16 protein-coding genes are annotated in these 21,849 nt (G+C 47.4%); 1 reads left to right on the top strand and 15 read right to left on the bottom strand.

Annotation, left to right across the window (positions count from 1 at the left end; all coding sequences use genetic code 11):
- Positions 1 to 306: 306 nt before the first annotated feature.
- The 10 genes from JJL52_RS15830 to JJL52_RS15785 all read right to left on the bottom strand — a co-directional run bounded on the left by JJL52_RS15830 (position 307) and on the right by JJL52_RS15785 (position 15,067).
- Positions 307 to 1,374 carry a protein-glutamate methylesterase/protein-glutamine glutaminase gene (locus JJL52_RS15830; protein WP_202053450.1) on the bottom strand — a complete coding sequence of 356 codons (1,068 nt, stop codon included), beginning with the start codon at positions 1,372 to 1,374 and terminating at the stop codon, positions 307 to 309.
- A gap of 139 nt (positions 1,375 to 1,513) precedes the next feature.
- Positions 1,514 to 2,152: a chemoreceptor glutamine deamidase CheD gene (gene cheD / locus JJL52_RS15825; protein ID WP_202053449.1), complete on the bottom strand. Its 639-nt coding sequence runs from the start codon at positions 2,150 to 2,152 to the stop codon at positions 1,514 to 1,516.
- Between the two features lie 344 nt (positions 2,153 to 2,496).
- Positions 2,497 to 2,844, bottom strand: coding sequence for an STAS domain-containing protein (locus tag JJL52_RS15820; RefSeq protein ID WP_236994301.1), 348 nt, complete (start codon positions 2,842 to 2,844; stop codon positions 2,497 to 2,499).
- 89 nt (positions 2,845 to 2,933) lie between these two features.
- Complete coding sequence (locus tag JJL52_RS15815) at positions 2,934 to 3,443, bottom strand: chemotaxis protein CheW (protein ID WP_202053447.1); 510 nt, start codon at positions 3,441 to 3,443, stop codon at positions 2,934 to 2,936.
- An 11-nt stretch (positions 3,444 to 3,454) separates the two neighbouring features.
- Complete coding sequence (locus JJL52_RS15810) at positions 3,455 to 5,587, bottom strand: chemotaxis protein CheA (protein ID WP_202053446.1); 2,133 nt, start codon at positions 5,585 to 5,587, stop codon at positions 3,455 to 3,457.
- 49 nt (positions 5,588 to 5,636) lie between these two features.
- Positions 5,637 to 5,999, bottom strand: coding sequence for a response regulator (locus JJL52_RS15805; protein ID WP_005371426.1), 363 nt, complete (start codon positions 5,997 to 5,999; stop codon positions 5,637 to 5,639).
- Positions 6,000 to 6,496: 497 nt separating this feature from the next.
- Positions 6,497 to 11,419 carry an EAL domain-containing protein gene (locus JJL52_RS15800; protein ID WP_236994300.1) on the bottom strand — a complete coding sequence of 1,641 codons (4,923 nt, stop codon included), beginning with the start codon at positions 11,417 to 11,419 and terminating at the stop codon, positions 6,497 to 6,499.
- Positions 11,420 to 11,427: 8 nt separating this feature from the next.
- A complete protein-coding gene (locus JJL52_RS15795; RefSeq protein WP_236994299.1) occupies positions 11,428 to 11,922 on the bottom strand; it encodes a YfiR family protein in 495 nt (164 codons plus the stop codon).
- 139 nt (positions 11,923 to 12,061) lie between these two features.
- Positions 12,062 to 14,092 (bottom strand): TonB-dependent receptor plug domain-containing protein, encoded by a 2,031-nt coding sequence (locus JJL52_RS15790; RefSeq protein WP_236994298.1) that lies wholly within the window; start codon positions 14,090 to 14,092, stop codon positions 12,062 to 12,064.
- A 585-nt stretch (positions 14,093 to 14,677) separates the two neighbouring features.
- Positions 14,678 to 15,067 (bottom strand): response regulator, encoded by a 390-nt coding sequence (locus tag JJL52_RS15785; protein ID WP_202053444.1) that lies wholly within the window; start codon positions 15,065 to 15,067, stop codon positions 14,678 to 14,680.
- A gap of 505 nt (positions 15,068 to 15,572) precedes the next feature.
- On the opposite strand from JJL52_RS15785, the gene JJL52_RS15780 reads away from it, so the two are divergent.
- Positions 15,573 to 16,109 (top strand): hypothetical protein, encoded by a 537-nt coding sequence (locus tag JJL52_RS15780; RefSeq protein WP_202053443.1) that lies wholly within the window; start codon positions 15,573 to 15,575, stop codon positions 16,107 to 16,109.
- A 40-nt stretch (positions 16,110 to 16,149) separates the two neighbouring features.
- Here the strand turns inward: JJL52_RS15780 and JJL52_RS15775 are convergent, their stop codons facing one another.
- From JJL52_RS15775 to flhA, 5 genes are all read right to left on the bottom strand, one after another.
- Positions 16,150 to 16,536 carry a DUF2802 domain-containing protein gene (locus JJL52_RS15775; RefSeq protein WP_202053442.1) on the bottom strand — a complete coding sequence of 129 codons (387 nt, stop codon included), beginning with the start codon at positions 16,534 to 16,536 and terminating at the stop codon, positions 16,150 to 16,152.
- Positions 16,537 to 16,714: 178 nt separating this feature from the next.
- Positions 16,715 to 17,449, bottom strand: coding sequence for an RNA polymerase sigma factor FliA (locus JJL52_RS15770; protein ID WP_202053441.1), 735 nt, complete (start codon positions 17,447 to 17,449; stop codon positions 16,715 to 16,717).
- Positions 17,446 to 18,318: a MinD/ParA family protein gene (locus JJL52_RS15765; protein WP_272901748.1), complete on the bottom strand. Its 873-nt coding sequence runs from the start codon at positions 18,316 to 18,318 to the stop codon at positions 17,446 to 17,448. Before JJL52_RS15765 ends, JJL52_RS15770 begins: the two co-directional genes overlap by 4 nt.
- Before the next feature lie 4 nt (positions 18,319 to 18,322).
- Positions 18,323 to 19,735 carry a flagellar biosynthesis GTPase FlhF gene (gene flhF / locus JJL52_RS15760; RefSeq protein ID WP_202053440.1) on the bottom strand — a complete coding sequence of 471 codons (1,413 nt, stop codon included), beginning with the start codon at positions 19,733 to 19,735 and terminating at the stop codon, positions 18,323 to 18,325.
- A gap of 16 nt (positions 19,736 to 19,751) precedes the next feature.
- Complete coding sequence (flhA, locus tag JJL52_RS15755; RefSeq protein ID WP_202053439.1) at positions 19,752 to 21,848, bottom strand: flagellar biosynthesis protein FlhA; 2,097 nt, start codon at positions 21,846 to 21,848, stop codon at positions 19,752 to 19,754.
- Between the last annotated feature and the right edge of the window lies 1 nt (position 21,849).

Genomic DNA, 21,849 nt, shown 5'->3' with positions numbered 1-21,849 from the left:
TCTTAATTAAGCATAGTAAAACAAAGCTGCAAGTCAAACCGTTATTGCAACTTTTTTATATCAAAAGTAATGCGGGATTGTTAAGCCAAGAACTTGTAGAAGCATCCCGGCAATAAAAGGAATCTATGAAACAAAAAGCTGGATGGCCCAAACTAATCATATTAATAAGCTTGGCGGAATGAGACAATTTAGCTAACTTGACATTTAATGAATTTTCCGCCCAGATAGAATTCTACAAATAAGAAACTTTCCGAAAGAAAATCAGAGAGCTTGAATTGCCTTATTGATGCATTCTGAAAAAATTTCTCAGATGAGAGACAGTACTTTATTAGCAATTCCATGGAGCGGCACAATATGATCAACGCATCCCAGTTTATAGGCTGCTCCAGGCATACCCCATACAATGCTGGTCCGTTCATCCTGAATAACAGTGATTGCCCCGGCATCATGCATTTCTCTCATTCCTTTGGCACCGTCAACCCCCATGCCGGTCAATAAAACGGCTATTGCATTTGCGCCGACGCTACGGGCAAGAGAGCTGAACATGACATCGACAGCCGGCTTATGACGATTAACGTACTCGCCATTATGCAAATGGATGACCAAACGGGAACCTTCCTTCATCACTTTCATATGCCTGTCTCCAGGAGCCAAATAGATATGGCCGGCTTCCACTATCTGGCCGTGCTTTGGTATACAGGTTGTCATTTCAGTCACAAGGTCAATATGCTTGGCAAATGATTCGCTGAAAGCTAAAGGAAGATGTTGTGTAATGACGACAGCCGGAGTGTCTGCCGGAAACCCCTTGACGACTGATTTAATCGCCTCGGTTCCTCCCGTGGAAGCTCCCAGAGCAATAATCTTATTGAAGGTCGTGGAGCTTTTCTTTATGAGATACGGTTTTTCATTGAGTTGGCCCGGTATTTTTTCGATATCGCCGGATTTTAATCCCTTATTTTCGAAGTTTCTGATGTTAGCCAATGCCGCCATTTTGACCTTGCCAATAATCTCTTCCGCATAATCGTTTAATGTATTGGCAACATCTACTTTAGGTTTGGGGACAAAATCGACAGCCCCCAAGGAAAGCGCTTCTAACGTAATATCAGCCCCTCTTTCGGTGAGAGTCGAAATCATTACAACCGGCGTCGGCCTCAAACGCATCAAATTTTTCAGAAAAGTAATGCCATCCATCTCCGGCATTTCGATATCCAAAGTCAGCACATCCGGATTGAGCTGCTTGATCATATCCCTGGCAATATAGGGGTTGGCCGCAGTACCGACCACTTCGATATCAGGCGATGAGTTAAAAATTTCAGTCAATATTCTTCTTATCAACAAAGAGTCATCAATGATTAATACCCGTACTTTATTCATGCGCTATTTCTTTATCAAATTACATGTCGCCCTGCATACGCACTTGGCCACTACTTCCCGGTTTGCTTAGACTCTATCGGCCATATGGCAGATCAACGATGAATCTCTTGCTCTATACTTTACTATAAGGGGACTTCAATCAAAAAAGTTCAACTTCGCCGGCAACAGGAGTATTTTTAAGACTATTAAAATATTGGCGCTCTCTTTGGATAACCGTATCGTTATGCAAGTCTTTTATTTTTTTCATTGCAGCTTTTCCGGTTTTCGGGAAATAAATTATTTTTCGGGGATAAATATCGCCCAAATCCTGAGATAGCAATTTTAATCCTTCCTGATCGAGATAATCCAAAACAAAATTAATATTTTTAATTCCAACATCCGTTAAAGTCGGAATAATCTTTCCGCCTCCGAATACTTTTACTTCCAGATTTTTACGTTTTCCGCCATTGCTCAATATGGTATTGATCAAATGTTCCATAGCATAGTTTCCGTAACGCGTAGAAGCCCCGATAATAGATTCATTGCTCTTTTTCATCTGACCGTAATTTCCTTCCGGCAGCATAAAATGATTCATCCCTCCAATACCCGATTCTTTATCTCTGATACAAGCCGATACACATGATCCTAATACTGTGGTAATCATCTCATCTTCTTGCGTCACATAGTACTCTCCAGGAAGAATCTTAACTGCTATGGTTTCCCGGTCTTTATCCCAATATCGATTAAGACGCTCAAACCCTGCAATCGACGGCCTATTAATCTTAATGTGCGCATTCATCAGTTACTTAATCTTCCTATAAATAGTATATGCAATCTATTCAAAGCCCTAAGAGCGAATTTGAGGATTCTGAATGCCCAATAAACAACTGCTAACAAATTCCTGAAAAAAATATTACGATTAATTTCGACATTTATTTAATTTATATTGTTAGATACCAAAAAAATCATATTTAAATCCATCCACAATAATAATTATCTTCGCTAACAGCACTAAAACACTTATACCTTATCAATCTGCAAATCTTTATCCAGTCATTATTTCATTATTAACTAATGCGAACATGACCCGTGTAAATAAAAATATAACTAGAATGCGCTTAGCCACTTCCCGATGCCATCTATTTATTGAGCAAAAGCATCGAGTTCCAACACTTCCAATAATCCCAGCAGGCCTGCGGATTCTATAAACCGTTGGGATGGCTCCATAACTACAATATTTTTTTGCTGTTTACCGGCTTCTTTTTTCAACGCGACTAATAACTGTAAGGTGGCCGTATCAATCGAGGCCACCTGAGAAGCGTTAATCTCAATCGAATCATGCAAAGCAAAGGAATTTTTAAGTTTTTCATGCAATTCAGTAATATTCTGAATACTTAAGACCGTATCTAAATTGATACCCGGTCCGGCATCCTCACACTCCGTATCTGAGTTAGAACTTTGGTCTTCCTGCACATCCGTCATTAAGTTCATATCGTTTTCGGTAGTCATCTTTAGAAAATTACTCACATTTTCCTGCTCAAGGTTATAAGAGTAGCCATTCCGTATCCCTTTTTAGGCTGCTAATTATTATGATTTTCCAATTCTTCCAGTTTGAGTAGTTTATCCACATCCAACAGAATCACCATACGCTCGTTGACTGATGTCAGGCCGGCGATGAATTCATTACTGACTTTCGAACCAAAATCAGGCGCTTTCTGAATCTTGTTTTTGTCTATGGTAATAACATCCGATACGGCATCAACCACTACCCCCATGGTCCTTGTTCTATTACCGTCTCGGGTTTGTAGTACAACGACAACGGTCAACGGGGTGTAGTCGGAAAACTTCAAATCGAATCGCTCTCTCAAGTCGATAATCGGTACGATGGATCCTCGCAAATTAACCACACCTTTTTCATAATAAGGAACATTGGGCACTCGGGAAACCGGCTCCCAACTGCGAATTTCCTGGACCCGAAGAATATCGACCCCGTATTCTTCATTTTCCATCGTAAAACTCAAATATTGGACCGCATCGATTTCCTTATGATAACGGTTCTGGTCCGAACTATTTTTTATCTCTTGTGCCATATTCGCTCTCGCTATGCCGCCGAAGACAGCTGCGTCTGACGATTGGAATACCTTACCAAACCCGGAACGTCAAGAATTAAAGCGACCGAACCGTCGCCAAGAATGGTAGCGCCTGAAATACCTTCCACTCTTCGATAATTCGCTTCCAATGATTTAACGACTACCTGTTGCGGTCCCAGTAATTCGTCGACAAACAAGCCGCACAACGCTCCTTGCCTTTCTACCACAACAATTACCCCCTCGGATGGCTTAGACTTGTCTTTGGGCGGAACATTGAATACCTCGTGCATCCGTATGATCGGAATGTATTGATTCCGCAGTTTGAATGCTTCGCCTTTGCCGGCTATCTTATTAAGCATTTTTTCGGTGACATTGATTGATTCGATAATTGAAACCAAAGGCACAATATAGATTTCATCGCCGACGGCAACGGACTGACCGTCAATAATAGCCAAAGTCAGCGGCAGATGAATGGAAATCGTCGTACCTTTTCCAAGTTGGGAAATGATTTCGATATTCCCTCCCAAAGCCTGGATGTTCTTTCTTACGACATCCATGCCGACACCGCGGCCGGAAATATCGGTAATACTTTCCGCCGTTGAAAAACCCGGCATGAAGATCAATTCAAAAGCCTGTTTGTCGCTCAACAGGCTATTTTCAGCAATTAACCCTTTCTCGACAGCCTTGGCGATCAACTTATTTCTATCCAGTCCCCTTCCGTCATCAATAATCTCGATAACGATATGGCCGCCCCGATGATAGGCATTCAGTTCTATCGTACCGGTTTCGGGCTTGCCTTCAGCCAGCCGGTCCGCAGGCATTTCTATGCCGTGATCCAGGCTGTTCCTGATTAAATGCACCAAAGGGTCATTGATTAATTCAACGACGGCCTTATCCACCTCGGTGTTTTCCCCCACTAATTTCAACTCAATTTTTTTGCCTAACTTGGCACTGATATCATGGACCAGCCGGGGGAATCGGCTAAATACAAAACTAATGGGCAGCATCCGTATGTTCATGACGCTTTGCTGCATGTCCCGGGTATGGCGTTCGAGCTGTGAAAGCCCTCTTTTCAACTGCTCCAGCTGATCCATGGTAAAATTCTCACTGATCAGGCCCAGCATGGATTGCGTTATGACGACTTCGCCCACCAAATCGATCAAGGCATCAATTTTTGCGGTATCGACACGGATTGAATTGGAGCCGGAAGATTTAGGAGATTTAGTTTGATCATTATCGGGTTGGGGGATGCTCTGTTTGATGCTTTCCGGATTGCCCGTCCCGGTTTTTGCTTCGGTTTCGTCCAATTCTGTTTTCGCTGCGCCGGTTTCAGGCAGAATCGGCTCCGGCTCGATTTTTTTTACTGCCGGAACTGTTTTGCCAGGCTTTGTTAAAGGCTGAATGTCGAGTTCGCAGTCCCCTTCAACCCAGGAAAATACCTCATTGACTTCCTGAAGAGAAATGTCGCCTTTTATCTGTAATGTCCAGGAAAGATTGCACTCCTCCGGGTCCAGCTCAAAAAGCCCCGGCACATCCCGCGCATTGACGGATACGGAATAGTCGCCCAACTCGGCGAGCTCGCGGAACATCCTCACCGGATCGTTTCCGGTCTTAAGCAGATCGAGGTAAGGGCAAAAGGCTATCTTCCAGCCTTGCTCCGGCATTTCGTAGGCTTCGGACGCGACAACCTCATCGTCCGCCTTTTCGGGCTCAGTCCGGGAAGAAGGTTGTTCAGGAGCCGGAGCTCCCCCCGCCGCGCCGCTCAGCTGAACTTCCAAGGCGTGTTTATATTTTTCTACCGCAGCCTGATCTACGCTTTCCCCTTCCTGAATTGAAGTCAGCATGGTTCTCAGACAATCCACCGAACCTAGCAAAACATCGACCGCGGGTTGCGTCACTTTCCTTCGCCCATCGCGCATCTCATCAAGTAAGGTTTCCATCACATGGGTAAAATCAGCCACATCGTGAAACCCGAAAGTGCCGCTTCCTCCCTTAATCGAATGCGCCCCCCGGAAAATGGTATTAATCATTTCCGCATCTATATCTCCAGTATCAAGGTTTAATAACCCGGACTCCATCGCATCCAATCCTTCGAAGCATTCTTCAAAAAAGACCTGATGGAATTGAGACATATCGATAGACATAGGCTTACCTTTGTAATACGAGAATTTGAGTCATTACTTTGACTATAAATTAGCCAAGAACCTTTTTTAATGTTCTTAATAGCTGTTCCGGATCAAAAGGTTTAACGATCCATCCCGTAGCTCCGGCAGCCTTGCCTTCTTGTTTTTTTTCAATCCCGGACTCTGTCGTCAGCATCAGCATGGGTATGTATTTATAATCGGGCAATGATCTCAAATCTCTGATGAGGGCAATACCGTCCTTATTCGGCATATTGACATCGGTGACGATGCAATCAAATTTCTTGATTTGGGCTTTTGTCAATGCATCAACCCCATCTACAGCCTCTTCGACTTCATAGCCAGCACCTTTAAGAGTAAAGGCGACCATTTTTCTCATAGAGGCTGAATCGTCAACTGCAAGAATACTTGCCATTGTTTTCTCCATTGTTGTACTTAAAGCAAAATCGGGCCAATAGCAGCGAAACGTCAATCGTTTCCTGAAAGTATAGTAAAAAAAATTTTTTTGTTGGATTTTGCGAATTGAAAAGGAAAGTAGACAGCCGAGGCGGAAGCTTTACAAGCTAGATAACATCAGCGAGTAGACAAGGTGACTCGCCGGGAAATGGAATTCCCCTGGATTAAGAATCTAGGAATGGAATTCCGCTATGACGCAACAAGGTAATAATTTTGCAAATCAAAGGAGAACGCCTCCGCTGTAAGCGCTATAGACAGTTACAGCGCCATGCTGACCTCTCTTCCGCTTCAATCAAGTGTTCTCCAGCGATAAGAATCCCTAACCGAACCTAAGCCGAAGGCAAATTATTGGCATAAAATTTGTTAATGCCGTTCAAGGCTCAATAAACGGAAATCAACAACACCACAGTATGATTCCGGCTTTTTCTAAGCGAGATTTGACGCTCATCCGCAGCTTTAAAACTCCGCTAGCTTCCTTTCGCCTGATAATTTTAAATGTTTAGCGAACAAATTCGGCAGCTCTCCGGCCGGAACCGGTCTGCTGAACAAATATCCCTGGATAATTTCACAGCCTTTTTCCTGCAATACTGCTAATTGCTCTGCGGTTTCAACCCCTTCGGCTACCAAATCGTAGCCCATGGCAGAGGTTATACTAATAATGGCGTCCAAAATAACCGGCGTTAGAGGATCGTATAATAAATCCTGTACGAAAGTCTTGTCGATTTTCAAACAGTCGATAGGCAGTTTTTTGAGCGAAGCAAGGGAGGAATAACCGGTACCGAAATCGTCAATGGCAATCTTGACGCCGAGTTTTTTCAAGTGCGCGAATATCTCTAAGTCGCCTTGAGTTTGCATCACGCTTTCCGTCACTTCCAATACCAAATATTCAGGAGCCACGCCCGCTTTGCTCAAGATATCGCTGACCGTTTCGATGAGTTGAGAATCTCGAAAATGCAGCGGCGAAATATTGACGGCCACCTGCAGGAGCGGCATACCCTGCCGATGCCATTGCACAATCTGTGCGCAGGCGGTTTCGATGACCCAGGTTCCGAGCTTCTTGATCAACCCCAGATTCTCGGCCAGCGTAATGAATTCAGCCGGCCCCACAAAGCCGCGGTGCGGATGCAGCCATCGCAGCAAGGCTTCGACACCGGTTATCGTGCCCGTAATTGAATTGACCTGCGGCTGGTAGAATAAAACGAACTGGTCCTTTTCAATGGCCTCGCGTAAAAGGTGTTCGTCCTGCAAGCGTTTTAAGGCCAGTGCCGTCATCTCGGGACGGTAGTAAGCATAACGTTGTTTACCGGAGTTTTTCGCCGAGTACATCGCGGCGTCAGCGGCTTTCATTAAGTCATGCTCATTTTTTCCATCCTGCGGATACGTCGCAATCCCTATACTGACACGCGGTTTCAAATGATGCGAACCCAACAGCAACGGCCGGTTGATCTCGATTAAACAGCGCTCGGCGACTTCGGTCGCCGGAAAGTCGTTCGTAATGTTGTCAACGATGATACAGAATTCGTCACCGCCGAGACGGGCGGCAAAATCGACATCCCTGATCACGGATTTAATCCGTTGCGCAATCGCTTTCAGGAATTGATCACCTACGTTATGCCCGAAACTGTCGTTCACATATTTGAATTCGTCGATGTCCAAATACAAAAAAGCGAACTGCTCGTGCCCGCGTTTTGCGCATTTAATAATCTGGTCGATGCGCTCATGATAGAAAGCGCGGCTGGCAAGCCCAGTCAACTCGTCGTAATAGGCTAACTGATGAATTATTCTTTCGGTTTCCTTCTGCCTTGAAACATCCTGTACAGTGCCGGTCAATACTTTTTCCGAACAGCCCGGCATCAGTACTGTTTCCTGGCGGACGGCAAGATACGATTCTCCGCCGGTTTGCAGTCTGTATTCCACATAGTCCGTGTCCTCGCCCTCCAGCGCCGTATAAATGACATCTTCAACCTTGAGACAGTCTTCGGGAGCGACTAAAGTCAGAAAGCCGTCGAGGGTTTCATCGAATGAATGCAAGTCAATGACGCAAAGCTCAGCCAAATAAGGTGAAACAACAAATTTATTCTGTTCCACATACCAGATCCAGTAACCCAGTCGGGCAATTTTCTGCGCTGCTGAAAGCTGCTGTTTGATGCCTCTGAGCTCGGACGTATCCCGGCTCGTACGCAGCAAGAACTGGATATGGTATTGCAACAGGGTGTAATTTACCGGTTTAAGAATGAAATCCGACGCACCGGCCGAATAAGCCTTATTGATCGACTCAATATCGTTCAGCCCCGTCGACATGATGATCGGCACATCCGCCAATGCGGGCAAGGCTCGAAGGGCTTTGCAGGTTTCAAAACCATCCATGTCATCCATCAGAGCGTCCAGAATAATTAAATCAGGCTGCGTGATTTTGACTTTTTGCAAAGCCGTATTTCCGTTTTTCGCTTCGATTACCCGGTAACCCAGGCTTATTAAAGTCTCGGCAGTAATCAAACGAAATGTTGCATCATCGTCCACCACCAATATGGTGACACTAAGCTCAATTTTTCGGCTTAACTGCTCGGGAAATGCCGCCTCGCCCATCCTTGTTTCATACTGGACACGCTCCAACTCCAGTTTTAGTGCATGTCGAACCTGAATAAAATGGCTTGCAAAATCACTATAAAGACTTTCTAACCTGCTCAAGTCACCATTTCTTCCCGCCGTTTCCAGAGCCTGGCATTGAGCGGCCAGAGTTTTTGCACCCAAATTGGCGCTGGACGATTTTAAGCAGTGGACCAGCTTGCCTATTTCATCCGTATTCCGACGGCTTACCGACGCGTGGATTTTTTCAGCGCAATCCGGCGCGGTCTGCAAATAAATAGCGGCCGCTTTCTCGAACAGGCTCACCCCGTGATTATCCTTGACCGATTTCAGGCTTGCCACGGTATCGCAGTCCAATATCTCCCTTGCGAAAATCTGTTGTTCATTTGCGCCTTCCGCCTTGATCCTGTCCCGTTTTTCTTTAGCATTCGTCAACCATATCTCGAGCACGTTTTTCAGTTGCGTAAGATCGAAAGGTTTACTCAGGTAATCGTCCATGCCCGCATTTCGGCATTGATCCTCTATTCCTTTTTGGACATCGGCGGTCAACGCAACAATAGGCGTCCGTTTTTTACACTTTGACGCTTCATGCTCACGTATTTTACGGGTAGCGGCAAATCCGTCTAATTCGGGCATATGGCAATCCATCAGGATCAAATCGTAATCTCTGTGAATAGCTGCTTCCATCGCTTCCAAGCCGTTATTCGAAATCACCGTGCTGCAGCCGATTGAGTCTAGAAAACCTTTTGTGACTTCTTGATTGACCAAATTGTCTTCCGCGAGCAGAATCAGCGCGTTGAACGGCGGCGATTTTATTACGTGAGCCTCCGATTCCGCCTTGGAATCAGGTTTTTTCGCCAACAGTTCCAAAAGGCAATCCAACAGTTTGTTCTGAAAGACGGGCTTGTTCAGAAAATAACTGATGCCGAAAAAATCGCTTCCATCCTGTTCAAAACTCATGCTTTCAGAACTCAGCATGATCAAGGGCAACTTAGAAATAAACGGAGAGGCCTGAATCGCTCTCGCTAAAGACAAACCATCCATATTGGGCATATGCCAGTCCAGGAGCGCCAACCGGTACTGAATATTCCGATGGCGGGCATCATGCAAAAGTTTAAGCGCCTTAGGCCCGCTATCGACGCTGGTTACATTGGCTCCCCATTGTATTAGCTGCCCTTCCAATATCTGGCGATTAGTCGCGTTATCATCGACAATCAGGACATGAATTCCCTTCAGCGCAATGATATCGGCTTTAGGGATTGCCTTCAGGGGCGATAAAGGCAATTGCAGCGAAAAATAAAAGCGCGCCCCCTGTCCGGGCATACTTTGTAGCATGAGCTGGCCTCCCATTAAATCGACCAGCTGCTTGGAGATGGTCAATCCCAACCCGGTACCGCCATAGCGCCGGGTAATGGTGCCGTCCTGCTGAGTAAAGCTTTCAAAAATATGACTTTGCGTTTCAAGCGCAATACCGGGCCCCGTATCGATGATTTCGAACAATAAATTGACGCTTTCAGCGGCATCGGCGGCGTCCTTCAGGGGACTCAATCTTAGCTGCACCTCTCCCGCATCGGTAAATTTGACGGCATTGCCGACAAGATTGACCAATACTTGCCGTAATCTTTCCGGATCGCTATAGGCTACGAGGTTAAAGTCGAAGGGAATATTCAGAATCAGCTCCACCCCCTTCCGATAAGCCTGTTCGGCAAATAATTCGACGGTTTCTTCCAGCAGGGCACGCACGTCAAAATCGATCGGCATCAGTTGAAGTTTACCGGCCTCAATTTTGGAAAAATCCAAAATATTGTTGATAATGCCTAGGAGTGACTTGGCGGACCGATACGCCTTTTCGGCCAACTGGCTTTGGCGCTCGTTTAGCTCCGTATTCATGAGCAACTCGGTCATGCCCAAAACCCCGTTCATCGGCGTACGGATTTCATGGCTCATCGTCGCCAGAAACTGCGACTTGGCTATGCTGGCGGCCTGCGCCGCTTCCATTGCTTGGCGCAAATCAGCGGTCCTGAGTTCCACTTCATGTTCCAGCCACCCGCGCTGATTTTCCAAATCCTTATCACGCTCCTGAACTTGCTCGATCATCCGGTTAAAGCTTTGAACGAGCTGCCCTATTTCATCTTTGCCCGTTTCTGTCGCACGCACGCTATAATTTTTTTCGCTGGAAACCTGGGTCGCCAATTTCGACAAGCGAATCAAGGGCGCAGCGATTCGTCTAGATAAACGCCGCCCGTAAAACGCCGATATCAGATAAGCCAGCATTATCACCAGAGAAATCCGGATGATATTGCTTAGCGCATTTTCCCACATGGTTTTTAAGTCGATTACCAGACGAAGAGTCCCAATCCTGTCTTTGTGGTGAATCACGGGATGAAGCAAGACCTGATTCATGAACTGATAATCCCGTTTGAGCAATTCGTCTTCAGCTTGTTTCAGCGTCGATGGAAAGGCCGCTCCTTTATGATCCGTCGATGTATAGTCTGCAAACACCGCCCCTTGGGCGTCATATAGCTGCGCCGCCATAATCTCGGAGCGGCCGCGCAAGGAGGCAAGAATATCCTTGCCGGATTCGGCATCGTTAAACAATAGCGCAGCGGCTGCGTTAAAACCGATCACTTCCCCTATCGAGACAGCTTCACGTATGTTATCCCGGCGCACTTGCCATACCTGCGTAAGGCTGCTGATGAATAAGATAAGCACCAACGCCAAACCGACCGTCAGCGCTTGCAGGCGCTGCAATTTCTTGGTGATAGGCAAATCACTCAATGCCTGATTGTTCATATGCATTATCAGCTTGCCCCCACAATGGTCTTGGCCAACTTCAGCAACGTAGCAAAAATACGGATGCGGGATTCTTTCGCAGCCTGCAGATTGACTTCAAATTTCAGACGATTCCCGTCCAACAACAAACCAATCATACCGCCTTCTCTAACGAAATCTTTATGATCACCGACGGTCAGCACTGGAAATCCTCTGAGTTCGTGAGCTATCGTCAGCGCCTCGTCCTTTCCCACGAATACCAAATGGCAGGTTTTTAGAACGTCCATACTTACTCCGCGAAGCAAATTAATCGGCTTGCCGTCAATGCTTTTATTCTTTAACACCAAAAGTTTGTCCCCCAAAGCATCCTTTGCGGAGGTGCACAGATTGAAAGCAGCCTGATCGTTTTGCCCCGGCCATTCGATAAATCTTAAAACGTTGAAGAGAAAAGCCACTTTTACTGCTTCGGCACTGCCCGATTCAGCACGGGCCTGAGCGGGAGAGATTAACAGAATAATTGTCAACAGGATACTCAGGCTTAGGCATATTGTCGGTAAAGCCTGTCTGGCCTCTGAACACGATAATAAGCACACAAGCACACGCTTATGCCCTTTTCGATCGAAGAAAACTTGAAGCCAGCCCACTGAAGAAAGGAACCGCATCTTAAAACTCAAGGACAGCTTTGAACCGAAATTCGCGACCGTTCATTCTTAGGATGTCTTGCCTTAAATCGTTATCGGAGCCGTCACCGCCCACCATTTGATAATGGTTGTCCAACAGGTTATAAACGCCAAAGGAAAGGTCCAAATTCGGTATCAACCTGTCCGAACTGAGGTTGACATTAACCAGATAATACGGTTCAGCCATGCCGCCCTGGAGGGTTTTACGCTGATCGACAAAAATATTTTCTATGCCAAGCATCGCTTTGTCGCCGAACAAAGGCTCGGCGTAATGAAGCTTGAACAGATTTTGCGGAGACGCAACTGCCCAGTGCCCGCCACGCGCTTCATCCGTCATTAAATTATAGGTGTATGAGGCCTTCAATAGCCGTCCGCCGTCCCAGCGTTTTTCAGATTCAAGCTCGAAACCGTAGGTCGTATAGGCGCCGTTGTTAAAGAACGACATCGCTTCCGCATTAACCGGTTCCGTCTCCAAGACCTGCGTCATTTCGTTATAGAAAAAATTACCGAGAACTTTCAGGCCATAGCCGTCCCGCCATTCCAGAATGCCTTCATACGTCCTGATCCGCTCTTCCTTCAAATTCGGATTTGCCACTATACCAAAGGCATCTAGATCGCTTTCATACGCATTGGGAGCGCGAAAGGTGGTACTGTACAGAATCTTGACGGTGGTTGAGTCCAGCGGATTCCATATGAGGCCCAATCTCGGATTGAGCTGCATGCTGTTGACCATGTGATGATAATCCAGCCGCAAACCCACGTTAAAAAGTAAGTCATCGCGTATTGCAAACTCATCCTGAACATAAAGCTCGACTCTGTGACCGCTTCCGTCACTGTCGAAATAAAGTACGTAAGGATCTTTATCGAAATTGGCTTGATGCTGCTTTTGGTCGTATTGATACTCGAGCCCCATCATCAGCCGATGGCGATCGATCGCGGTCGTGGTGAATTGTGCCTCACCGCCGCCCCAGCGCCCGCTGACTAGATCGCGATTGACGATGCGCCGGCCTCCGGCATAGGGCAAATCGGATCGATAGTCATAGCCCTGATAAAATCCGCGGAGCAGCAGCGTAGAATCATCCGTCAGCTTATTTTGATAGATGAGGTCGGTGTAGAATTGAGCGTCATCGGTATAAAAACCGGGATCGTTAAAAATTGTGCCGAAAGCTGCGGTCGGTACCCGCTTATAGCGATCGACATAGCCGCCCGAAAGGGTAAGATTTCCGTATTTAAGCTTGCCGAATAAACGGTCGGCGCGCTCGCCATCCATATTGTGCGCAATGCCGTTATTGGCCGACGGAGTATCGAATTCCCTGAAATAGAGATTCTCAGGACCGCTGCTGTCGTAGTGCGATGCCGACAATAACCCTTCGGTACCATTCTGCCAAACCTTGCTTACAGTCGCGCGCCCCTTATAAGCATTGAAAGTACCGATTTCACCCGCCAATTGCGCTCCGTCGATCGCCTGAGCATTCTTAGTGACCACGTTGATCATGCCGGTATATGCGTTAGCTCCGTAAATGCTCGCGCCGGAGCCCGGTATGAATTCGATACGCTCCACCAAATCCATATCGAGTACGAATTCCTGCCCGATATATGCTCCGTCGTAAATGTTCTCATTCATCCGTTTGCCGTCGATCATCAACAAAACTCTCGAATTGTAATCGCCCGTATGAATGAACCCGCGGACGCCCAGATAGTTGTAGTTCCGGTCGTTCGTATAAAATAAACCGCGCATGCCGTTGAGCGCATCACCCAACGTGCGCCAACCGAAGGTATGAATGTCCTTGGCCGTCACGACGGAAATGGAGGTAGGCGCCATATTCTCTTTCTGTCCTAAACGGGATGCGTTGATGACCTCGACGTTGAGCAACTGCTCCATCGAAAGACCGGTTAAATCTTCCTCCGAAGGCCTATCCGCCATAACAGGAGCGATAATCAGGGATAATAGCCCCATGTATACAACATGGATCAGGCTGAATCGTTTAAGACAGGCTAAATGGAATCCGCGCATAGTTCACCTCAGACTTGCAAAAGGATGATATCGGGGGAAGAAGTGACTGAAGGCGGGAACCTGAAAAAAAATTATTGTTTGATTGAGATGTAAATAGTTGAGAAGGAGTGTCTGAAAGGAAGACATTATGACTTTAATGAATATGACTTGATGAGCATCTATTTTTAATAGCCCATTAGCAGCAAGCGAGGAGAGTCTTTACTGAAACCTAAAAACAAGAAGTAAAGCACATTTTGGAAGGAAGTGATTACTTGGAACGAATAAATGTAGGGAGGAGGGAATTTTTGAACTGAATTTTCTGTCATCCGTCGGGGCAGCATTGAGCTCCGGTTCGCTCGCCTGACCCGATGAACCGTAAAATCCATCCCGAAAACCGAATCCCGCGGGCGGAACTCACCTTTCCAAGCATGGTAGAAGTCGACTCTTGTTGGGGAGCAAAGCGGCTGCAGCTCTCAGAGACATAGACAGGCTCCTCTGTCAAACGGGGGTATGCGGAGTTAACGAAGGAGCCTTGTATATTTTTTTGATCGGCCCATCCCCAATAACTTCAATGAAATGAATTATCAGGGGTTCAGGCTTACATAATCACGATAGCATAGTGCCAATTTTCTTTATTAAATCAGCAGGTTTATAAGGTTTTATAATATAAGCCGTTATGCCTGCCTCGATAGCTTCTTTGACTTTGCTGCCTTCTGACGACGAAGTGAGCATAATAAAAGGCGTACCTGACAATTTAGGCTCTGCCTTTACAGCTTTGAACAAATCCAGGCCGCTCATTCCCGGCATGTTCCAATCACAAACTACCAGATTAACTTTTATCCTTTTCATCAATTTGAGCGCTTCTTCTCCATCGGGCACATCAAAAACGTGTGCAAAACCAGCATCTCGTAAAACTGCTTTGGTCATGCTGCGCATAGATAAGGCGTCATCGACAACCAAGATTTTGTTCTGAAGTAATTCGTTCGTTAAGTCCATCGTTGTTCCAAAAAACAAGAGCTATAAATTTCCACGTGCTCAACAAAATTAGGCAAAATCAATAGGAAATCAGCTAAGCACTATTTTGACTAAAAGGAAGAAAAAAGACCTCAAAAACGCCAAGCGACTCAAGCCAATCAAGCTTTTAAAGCATTTCCTTCCCTGCTCGCACTCTATAATAATAGCAAAAACGGATAAATTGGCATGGGTAAAATGCCTTCCCGGCATCTTTCACATCCAGATAATGATAACGGCTTCTCAAATCCAAAAGATTAAGTCCGGAATAAACGCCTTCTTCCGGCCTTCCGGGCACTCACGATTTTTATTGAGAGGACACTATCCTGCTTATCCTGTGTAATTTGCCGGCACTACATTTCTTATGTAGAATTAGACACCTCATTTTTAGCTCGGAATATGAAAATGTCTAATGTTTTTCACCGATCGAAAAAAATTTTGGCGATTTTGTAACCCTTATTTGGCAGTTTATTCTTGCATGGTGAAATAATTGACTCATTCCGATTCGAAAAAACCCGATCTTGATTGGAGCCAGGTCCGAGAAACCGTCAAATTGTTGACATTGTCAGCCGCGCAGGTAGACGTGATCATGCAGGAAAGCGACTTGGCAGTCGATACACTGACCGACTCGTTTACCGAAATTGTAGAAAGTATGCAGGCGATGAACCAGCATCTTTTGGCCCTTGTGGATTCCAATGAGAGGGAACAGGCTTTAGCTTGCTGTTCGAAGACTCAGGAAAAGATTCAAGCAGCCATCGTTGCGTTTCAGTTTTACGACCGCATGCAGCAGTGCCTGTATCATGTCACATCAAACTTAAGAGGATTGTCCCATCTTGTTGGAAGTCCGGAACGCCTCTATAATCCTGATGCATGGCGAGAGCTTCAAGGAGAGATAAGATCCAGATTTACAATGGAATCCGAAAAAGTGATGTTTGACGCTATTCTTCAAGGCAAATCGGTCGATGAAGCAATTGCCGCAAAGACCGCCTTCCAGGAAAACGAGTCGGACAATATAGAACTCTTCTGAGTCTGACAAAAACTTCCTTCGTTCCGAACACAGAATAACTTCAGCCCGGCCCTGATCCGTGCAGGCGCATCAGTAATACGGCTTCGTCCCTGCACAAGCTACAATCGCGCATCAGCTCTTCCACACTCGCGCCATGGCGAATTTTCTGAATGATGGCGTTATAGGGATTTGCCGATTGCTCATTTTGCTGAAAAGCCGAAAGCTTTGCCGATAACCCTTTCAATTGCTCATCGATAAACGCCAGCCGGCTATCCGCCGCCAATGCGGACGAACTCAAGCCGGCTAAATATTGATCGTTTTTTTGAACAATATTTTGCAATACCTGCAATTCGCCCTTCAGTTTCGTATAAGTACGCGCCAACCATAACAGCATAACCACGACCGTTACCGTAACATGGGCAAGGACGATCAAAAACAAACTAGTCATCGATCAATTTCGTTTCATGAAGAGAGTGAGCCGAATGCTTTTTCCGGATTTTACAGTTTCTTGTTCATGTCTTACAGGCTGTGGTGGAATGAATTTTCCACTGTCCATCCGCTCTATTATCATCCAAATAAAGCCGACAGGAAGACACCGGGACAAAACATTATAACGCAAAAAAATTTTACCTACTCTGTTCCAACCAGCCTTTCATTCTGGAACGCAATCTCAACACCGCTTGCGAACTGATCTGGCTCACCCTCGATTCGCTGACATTTAACACCTCCCCAATCTCGCGCAGATTCAGCTCTTCGCCATAATAGAGCGACAACACGAGCCGTTCACGCTCTGGAAGTCCCGAGATTGCTTCAGCCAGGGCCTTTTGCAGCCCCTCCCGGCTCACATCCTCAAAGGGTGCCTCGGCAAAATTCGCCGCTTCGTCAAGATAATGATCGCCGGACTCTGACAATTCTTCGATACTGAAAATGCGGCAGCTACTGGAATCTTCAAGTATGCGATGATATTCTTCGAGAGAGATCCCTAAAAATTCGGCAATATCCTCCGCCCTTGCTTCCTGTCCCGTCTTATTTTCAATCATACGAATAGCGTCTGTCACCAGTCGCCATTTTTTATGCACCGAACGCGGCGTCCAGTCGGAACGCCTCACCTCATCCAGCATCGCTCCGCGAATACGTATCCCGGCATAGGTTTCAAAACTGGCGCCTTGGCCGATGTCGTAGTTTTTGATGGCGTCCAACAATCCCAGCATCCCGGCCTGAACCAGATCATCAAGCTGCACAGCATCGGTCAATCGGTTCAACAAGTGCTGGGCGATTCGCCTGACGAGCGGCGCATATTGCATGACGTGCTGATCAATGCCGCCGGTCTGAACCGCACTGTACATCGCTACTCCGCTCATACATAATCCTCATGGGAACTGTATTGAACCATTCGTTCAATGAAAAATTCGAGATAGCCGCCTGCCTGATATTTTACCGGCAAGGAATCGATTTTTTCGGCGATCTCCGTGATTGCCAGGGAGATGTCGCTCTTGGGGTATTCCAATACAACGGGGCTTTGCTGCTGGACCGATTTACGCAAGCTCAAGTCGTAGGGTATGCTGCCGATAAACTGCAGGTTAACGTCCAGGTAGGCGTCGGTAACTTTACATAATTTTTGAAATAACTTTCTGCCTTGCTCCGCGGTTTGGACCATGTTGGCGATGACATTAAAATCACTGACTGTATAGTCTCTATTCAGCAGCTTGATAAATGCATAGGCATCGGTTAGAGAGGTAGGTTCATCGCAAATCACCACCATGACCTCCTGGCAGGCGCGCACAAAGTTTACCACGCTCGCTGAAATTCCGGCCGCGGTATCCACGATCAGAACATCTATCTCCTGATCGATTTCGCTGAACGCCCGGATCAGCGCGGCCTGTTCCATGGTGGTAAGCTCCGACATCTTCTGAATACCGGAAGATCCCGGGATGACCTTCAAGCCCAACGGACCTTCCACCATGATCTCATTCATAGATTTCTCTCCGGACAGAACATGAGCCAGATTGAATTTCGGGTAAATGCCCAGCAAAATATCGACGTTGGCCAGTCCCATATCGGCGTCGAGCAAGGCAACGCGGCGGCCTTTTTTAGCAAGAGCAACCGCAACATTCACCGACACATTGGTTTTACCTACCCCTCCCTTTCCGCTGGCGACCGCAATGACCTTGACTGGCTTAACGCTTTTCATATTTCTAATCCCTTGAGCTTGATCATGATGCTGCTGCATGATTTTATGCCACAAACATTTCGTAATTTTCAAAATCGCCGAGGCTGTTATCCGCTTTCGATTCGGCTGCACATTGGCCGATAAGCGCTCTGGCCACAGGGACAAACATATCTTCGGGAACGCGCTGTCCATTCGTGATAAACGATACCGGCAGATTTTGCTCTATCAGCGCGGAAAGCCCCGGACCGGCGGTAACGGCCTCGTCGAGCTTAGTCAGGATACAGGCCTGCGGCTCAAAAAACCGGAAGGCATTAATGATTTCATTCATAACCCTGTATTCGGATGCGGCCGACATCACGAGATAAGCTTTAATCGAGAAAACGCTTTGCCGCAGCATATTGATCTGCTCTACCAGCTTCATATCCCGCTGGCTCATGCCGGCCGTATCGATCAGAATCAGGCGCTTATCGGCCAGGCCGAGGATAAGGTTCCGTAATTCCTCGCTGTTGGACGCCACCCGAACCGGCACACCGAGAATACGGCCGTATGTATTGATCTGCTCGTGAGCGCCGATTCGATAATTATCGGTAGTGATCAGGGCGACCTGCGACGGGCCATGCTTCAGAATGAATTTGGCGGCCAACTTGGCGATGGTCGTTGTTTTGCCGACACCGGTAGGGCCAATCAGCGCCACGACTCCGCCTATGTCCAATAGGTTGTCTTGGGCGATGGGCAGCATTTCCGCCATCAATTCCTGAGCTTCTGCAAAAGCCAAATCGATATTGGCATAACTGTTCAGTTGATTGGCGACGTTCATGCTCGTTTTTTTGGAAATGCCCATCTTGGCCAATTGCTGTAACAGATGAGCCCGGATCGGATTAGCTTGTGCAAGATTTGCAACGCCTGTGTCTACCATTTTGTTGTCGAAAGCGGCTTTCAAGGACTTAAGATCCCTGCACATTTCCAGCAGCAGTTTATCCGAGAGAGTGGTGGGGTGCTTCGTTTCCGCCGTCTTGGCTTTTTCGACCGGATTTTCTTTTTCAAAAGGACGAACGACAGCAGCCGGAGCCGGTTTAGTTTCTTTTACCGGCAACGCGTTTTCTTGACTGCGGAACTGCATTTTTTCAGCATAGCCGACAAACTGATCAGCCGCGGCCCGCGGAATGTGATTCGGCATCATGCCTCCGCGGCTTCTTTTTTCATCGTTACTCAAGCTCTCGGAACGATTCATTTCGGCCTGCAAACCCGGCGCTTGACGAGGAGGAGCCGCTCTATTCGATGCCGTCGGTAACGGCTCGCCGGATTGCTCCACCAGCTTGCTTTGAATCAATTGTTCGTCAAAATCACGGGCCGCAACAATTTCAATGCCGCCGTCAACGGATTTGTTCGACATGATCACTGCGTCCGCACCCAATTCTTCTTTGACCATACGCATCGCCTGGCGTATATCCGGCGCAAAAAAACGTTTTATTTTCATAGCGTTGCCTCATTTCTCATGTCCATCGCCCTATGGTTGAAACCACTTTGATTTGCCGGTCCGGCGGTATTTCGTTATAAGCCAGAACGTGCAGGCCGGAAATCGAATGGCGGACGAATCTGGCCAGCCAGGGACGCACGTAGGAAGAGACCAGCAAGACTGGAGCTTGCCCTTCCATTTCCATTTTTTGCGTATTTTCCTGTAACGACCTGTGCATTTTTTCCGCCAAACCCGGTTCGATGCCGGCACCGTGTTCGCCTGCGGTTTGCAAAGATTTATGCAATAACTGTTCCAAATCGTACTCCAGGGTCATGACCGACAATTCCTGCTGTATCCCATTGATCTCATGGATGATCAATCGACCTAACGAAGCGCGAACCGCTGACGTCAAGATGTCGGGATCTTGACTCTTGACCCCGTATTCCGCCAAAGTTTCGGCAATCGTGCGCATATCGCGGATGGGCACGCGCTCCTGAAGCAAATTTTGCAGGACCTTGACAACCAACCCCAAAGGCAGAATTTTCGGCACCAGATCATCGACCAGCTTCGGCGCCGTCTTCGCCAGGTTTTCAAGGACTTTCTGCGCTTCCTCGTAGCCGAACAATTTATGGGCATGAACCTGAAGCAGATAGCTTAGATGCGTAGCAACCACGGTGCTGGGGTCCACAACAGTATAACCCAATGTTTGTGCATAATTTTTCTGGGCCGGCTCTATCCAGACCGCTTCCAGTCCAAAAGAAGGATCGCGGCAGGCTTTGCCTTCCAATGTTCCGAATACGCGCCCCGGATTGATCGCCATTTCCAATTCAGGCATGATTTCGGCCTCCCCCACCGTAACGCCCATCAATGAAATCCTGTACTCGGTAGGATTTAAATCCAGATTATCGCGTATATGAACGGACGGAACCAAAAAGCCGAGCTCCTGCGAGAGTTTTTTTCGTACGCCCTTGATTCGCGCCATCAACTGCCCGCCCTGATTCTTATCGACCAAGGGGATGAGCCGATAACCGACCTCCAGCCCTACAACATCGATCGGCATGACATCATCCCAACCCAATTCCTTCACTTCGGGCACAATGGGAGCCGACATATCCACCGGATAATTTTCATCCACCATCTCGCCCTGCTTGCGCCGTTTATCGATCAAATAAGCGGAACCCGCCAGCAGCGAAGCCAGCAAAATAAAAACAAGATTCGGCATGCCCGGAATGATGCCCAGCGCCGCGATGACCCCTGCTGTAATCAGCAAGGCTTTCGGATTTTCGAAAAGCTGCGTGCTGACTTGCTGGCCGAGATTCTGGCTGGTGCTGCCGACTTTGGTCACCACGATCGCAGAAGCGGTTGAGAGCAGCAAGGAAGGAATCTGGGCGACCAAGCCGTCGCCGATGGTCAATAAGGTATAGATTTTCCCGGCATCGGCAAAGCTCATGCCGTGCTGACCGACGCCGATCGCCATACCGCCGATCATGTTGATGAATAAAATGAGGATGCCCGCCACCGCATCGCCGCGAACGAATTTGCTGGCACCGTCCATCGAACCGTAAAAGTCGGCTTCAGTCGCAACCTCGGCCCGGCGGGCACGCGCTTCATCCTGAGTAATCAAACCGGCATTCAGGTCCGCATCGATCGCCATCTGTTTGCCCGGCATCGCATCCAGCGTAAACCGTGCGCCGACTTCCGCGACCCGTCCTGCACCTTTAGTCACGACGACGAAATTGATCACGACCAGAATGGAAAAAACGACGAGGCCTACGGCAAAGTTGCCGCCGATCACGAAGGCGCCGAAGGCCTCGATCACCTTACCGGCCGCATCTCCGCCGTTATGTCCCTCCAGTAATACAATCCGGGTCGAAGCCACGTTCAACGCCAGGCGCAATAATGTCGCCAACAGAATCACCGTCGGGAAAGCCGCAAACTCCAGCGGCTTGAGGGTATAGACGACGACCAGCAGAATGATCAACGAGAAGGCGATGTTGAAGGTGAACAGCAAATCCAGCAAAAACGCCGGCAACGGCAACATGATCATCGCCAGGATCATCATGATGACGATCGGCGCCCCCAGCTCCGCCTTGCCTAAAAATTTGACGGCCGAAGTAATTTTACTTAATTCCATA

This window comes from Candidatus Methylomicrobium oryzae (assembly GCF_016745425.1).
GTDB lineage: Bacteria > Pseudomonadota > Gammaproteobacteria > Methylococcales > Methylomonadaceae > Methylomicrobium > Methylomicrobium oryzae.
The sequence above is the reverse complement of the archived record's forward strand: the minus strand, read 5'-3'. Positions and strand labels throughout refer to the sequence as shown.

Coding starts and splice junctions, on each gene's coding strand:
- JJL52_RS15830 (WP_202053450.1), bottom strand. CDS start 1,374: ATGAATAAAGTACGGGTATTAATCATTGATGACTCTTTGTTGATAAGA.
- cheD (WP_202053449.1), bottom strand. CDS start 2,152: ATGAATGCGCACATTAAGATTAATAGGCCGTCGATTGCAGGGTTTGAG.
- JJL52_RS15820 (WP_236994301.1), bottom strand. CDS start 2,844: ATGAACTTAATGACGGATGTGCAGGAAGACCAAAGTTCTAACTCAGAT.
- JJL52_RS15815 (WP_202053447.1), bottom strand. CDS start 3,443: ATGGCACAAGAGATAAAAAATAGTTCGGACCAGAACCGTTATCATAAG.
- JJL52_RS15810 (WP_202053446.1), bottom strand. CDS start 5,587: ATGTCTATCGATATGTCTCAATTCCATCAGGTCTTTTTTGAAGAATGC.
- JJL52_RS15805 (WP_005371426.1), bottom strand. CDS start 5,999: ATGGCAAGTATTCTTGCAGTTGACGATTCAGCCTCTATGAGAAAAATG.
- JJL52_RS15800 (WP_236994300.1), bottom strand. CDS start 11,419: ATGAACAATCAGGCATTGAGTGATTTGCCTATCACCAAGAAATTGCAG.
- JJL52_RS15790 (WP_236994298.1), bottom strand. CDS start 14,092: ATGCGCGGATTCCATTTAGCCTGTCTTAAACGATTCAGCCTGATCCAT.
- JJL52_RS15785 (WP_202053444.1), bottom strand. CDS start 15,067: ATGGACTTAACGAACGAATTACTTCAGAACAAAATCTTGGTTGTCGAT.
- JJL52_RS15775 (WP_202053442.1), bottom strand. CDS start 16,536: ATGACTAGTTTGTTTTTGATCGTCCTTGCCCATGTTACGGTAACGGTC.
- JJL52_RS15770 (WP_202053441.1), bottom strand. CDS start 17,449: ATGAGCGGAGTAGCGATGTACAGTGCGGTTCAGACCGGCGGCATTGAT.
- JJL52_RS15765 (WP_272901748.1), bottom strand. CDS start 18,318: ATGCAGCAGCATCATGATCAAGCTCAAGGGATTAGAAATATGAAAAGC.
- flhF (WP_202053440.1), bottom strand. CDS start 19,735: ATGAAAATAAAACGTTTTTTTGCGCCGGATATACGCCAGGCGATGCGT.
- flhA (WP_202053439.1), bottom strand. CDS start 21,848: ATGGAATTAAGTAAAATTACTTCGGCCGTCAAATTTTTAGGCAAGGCG.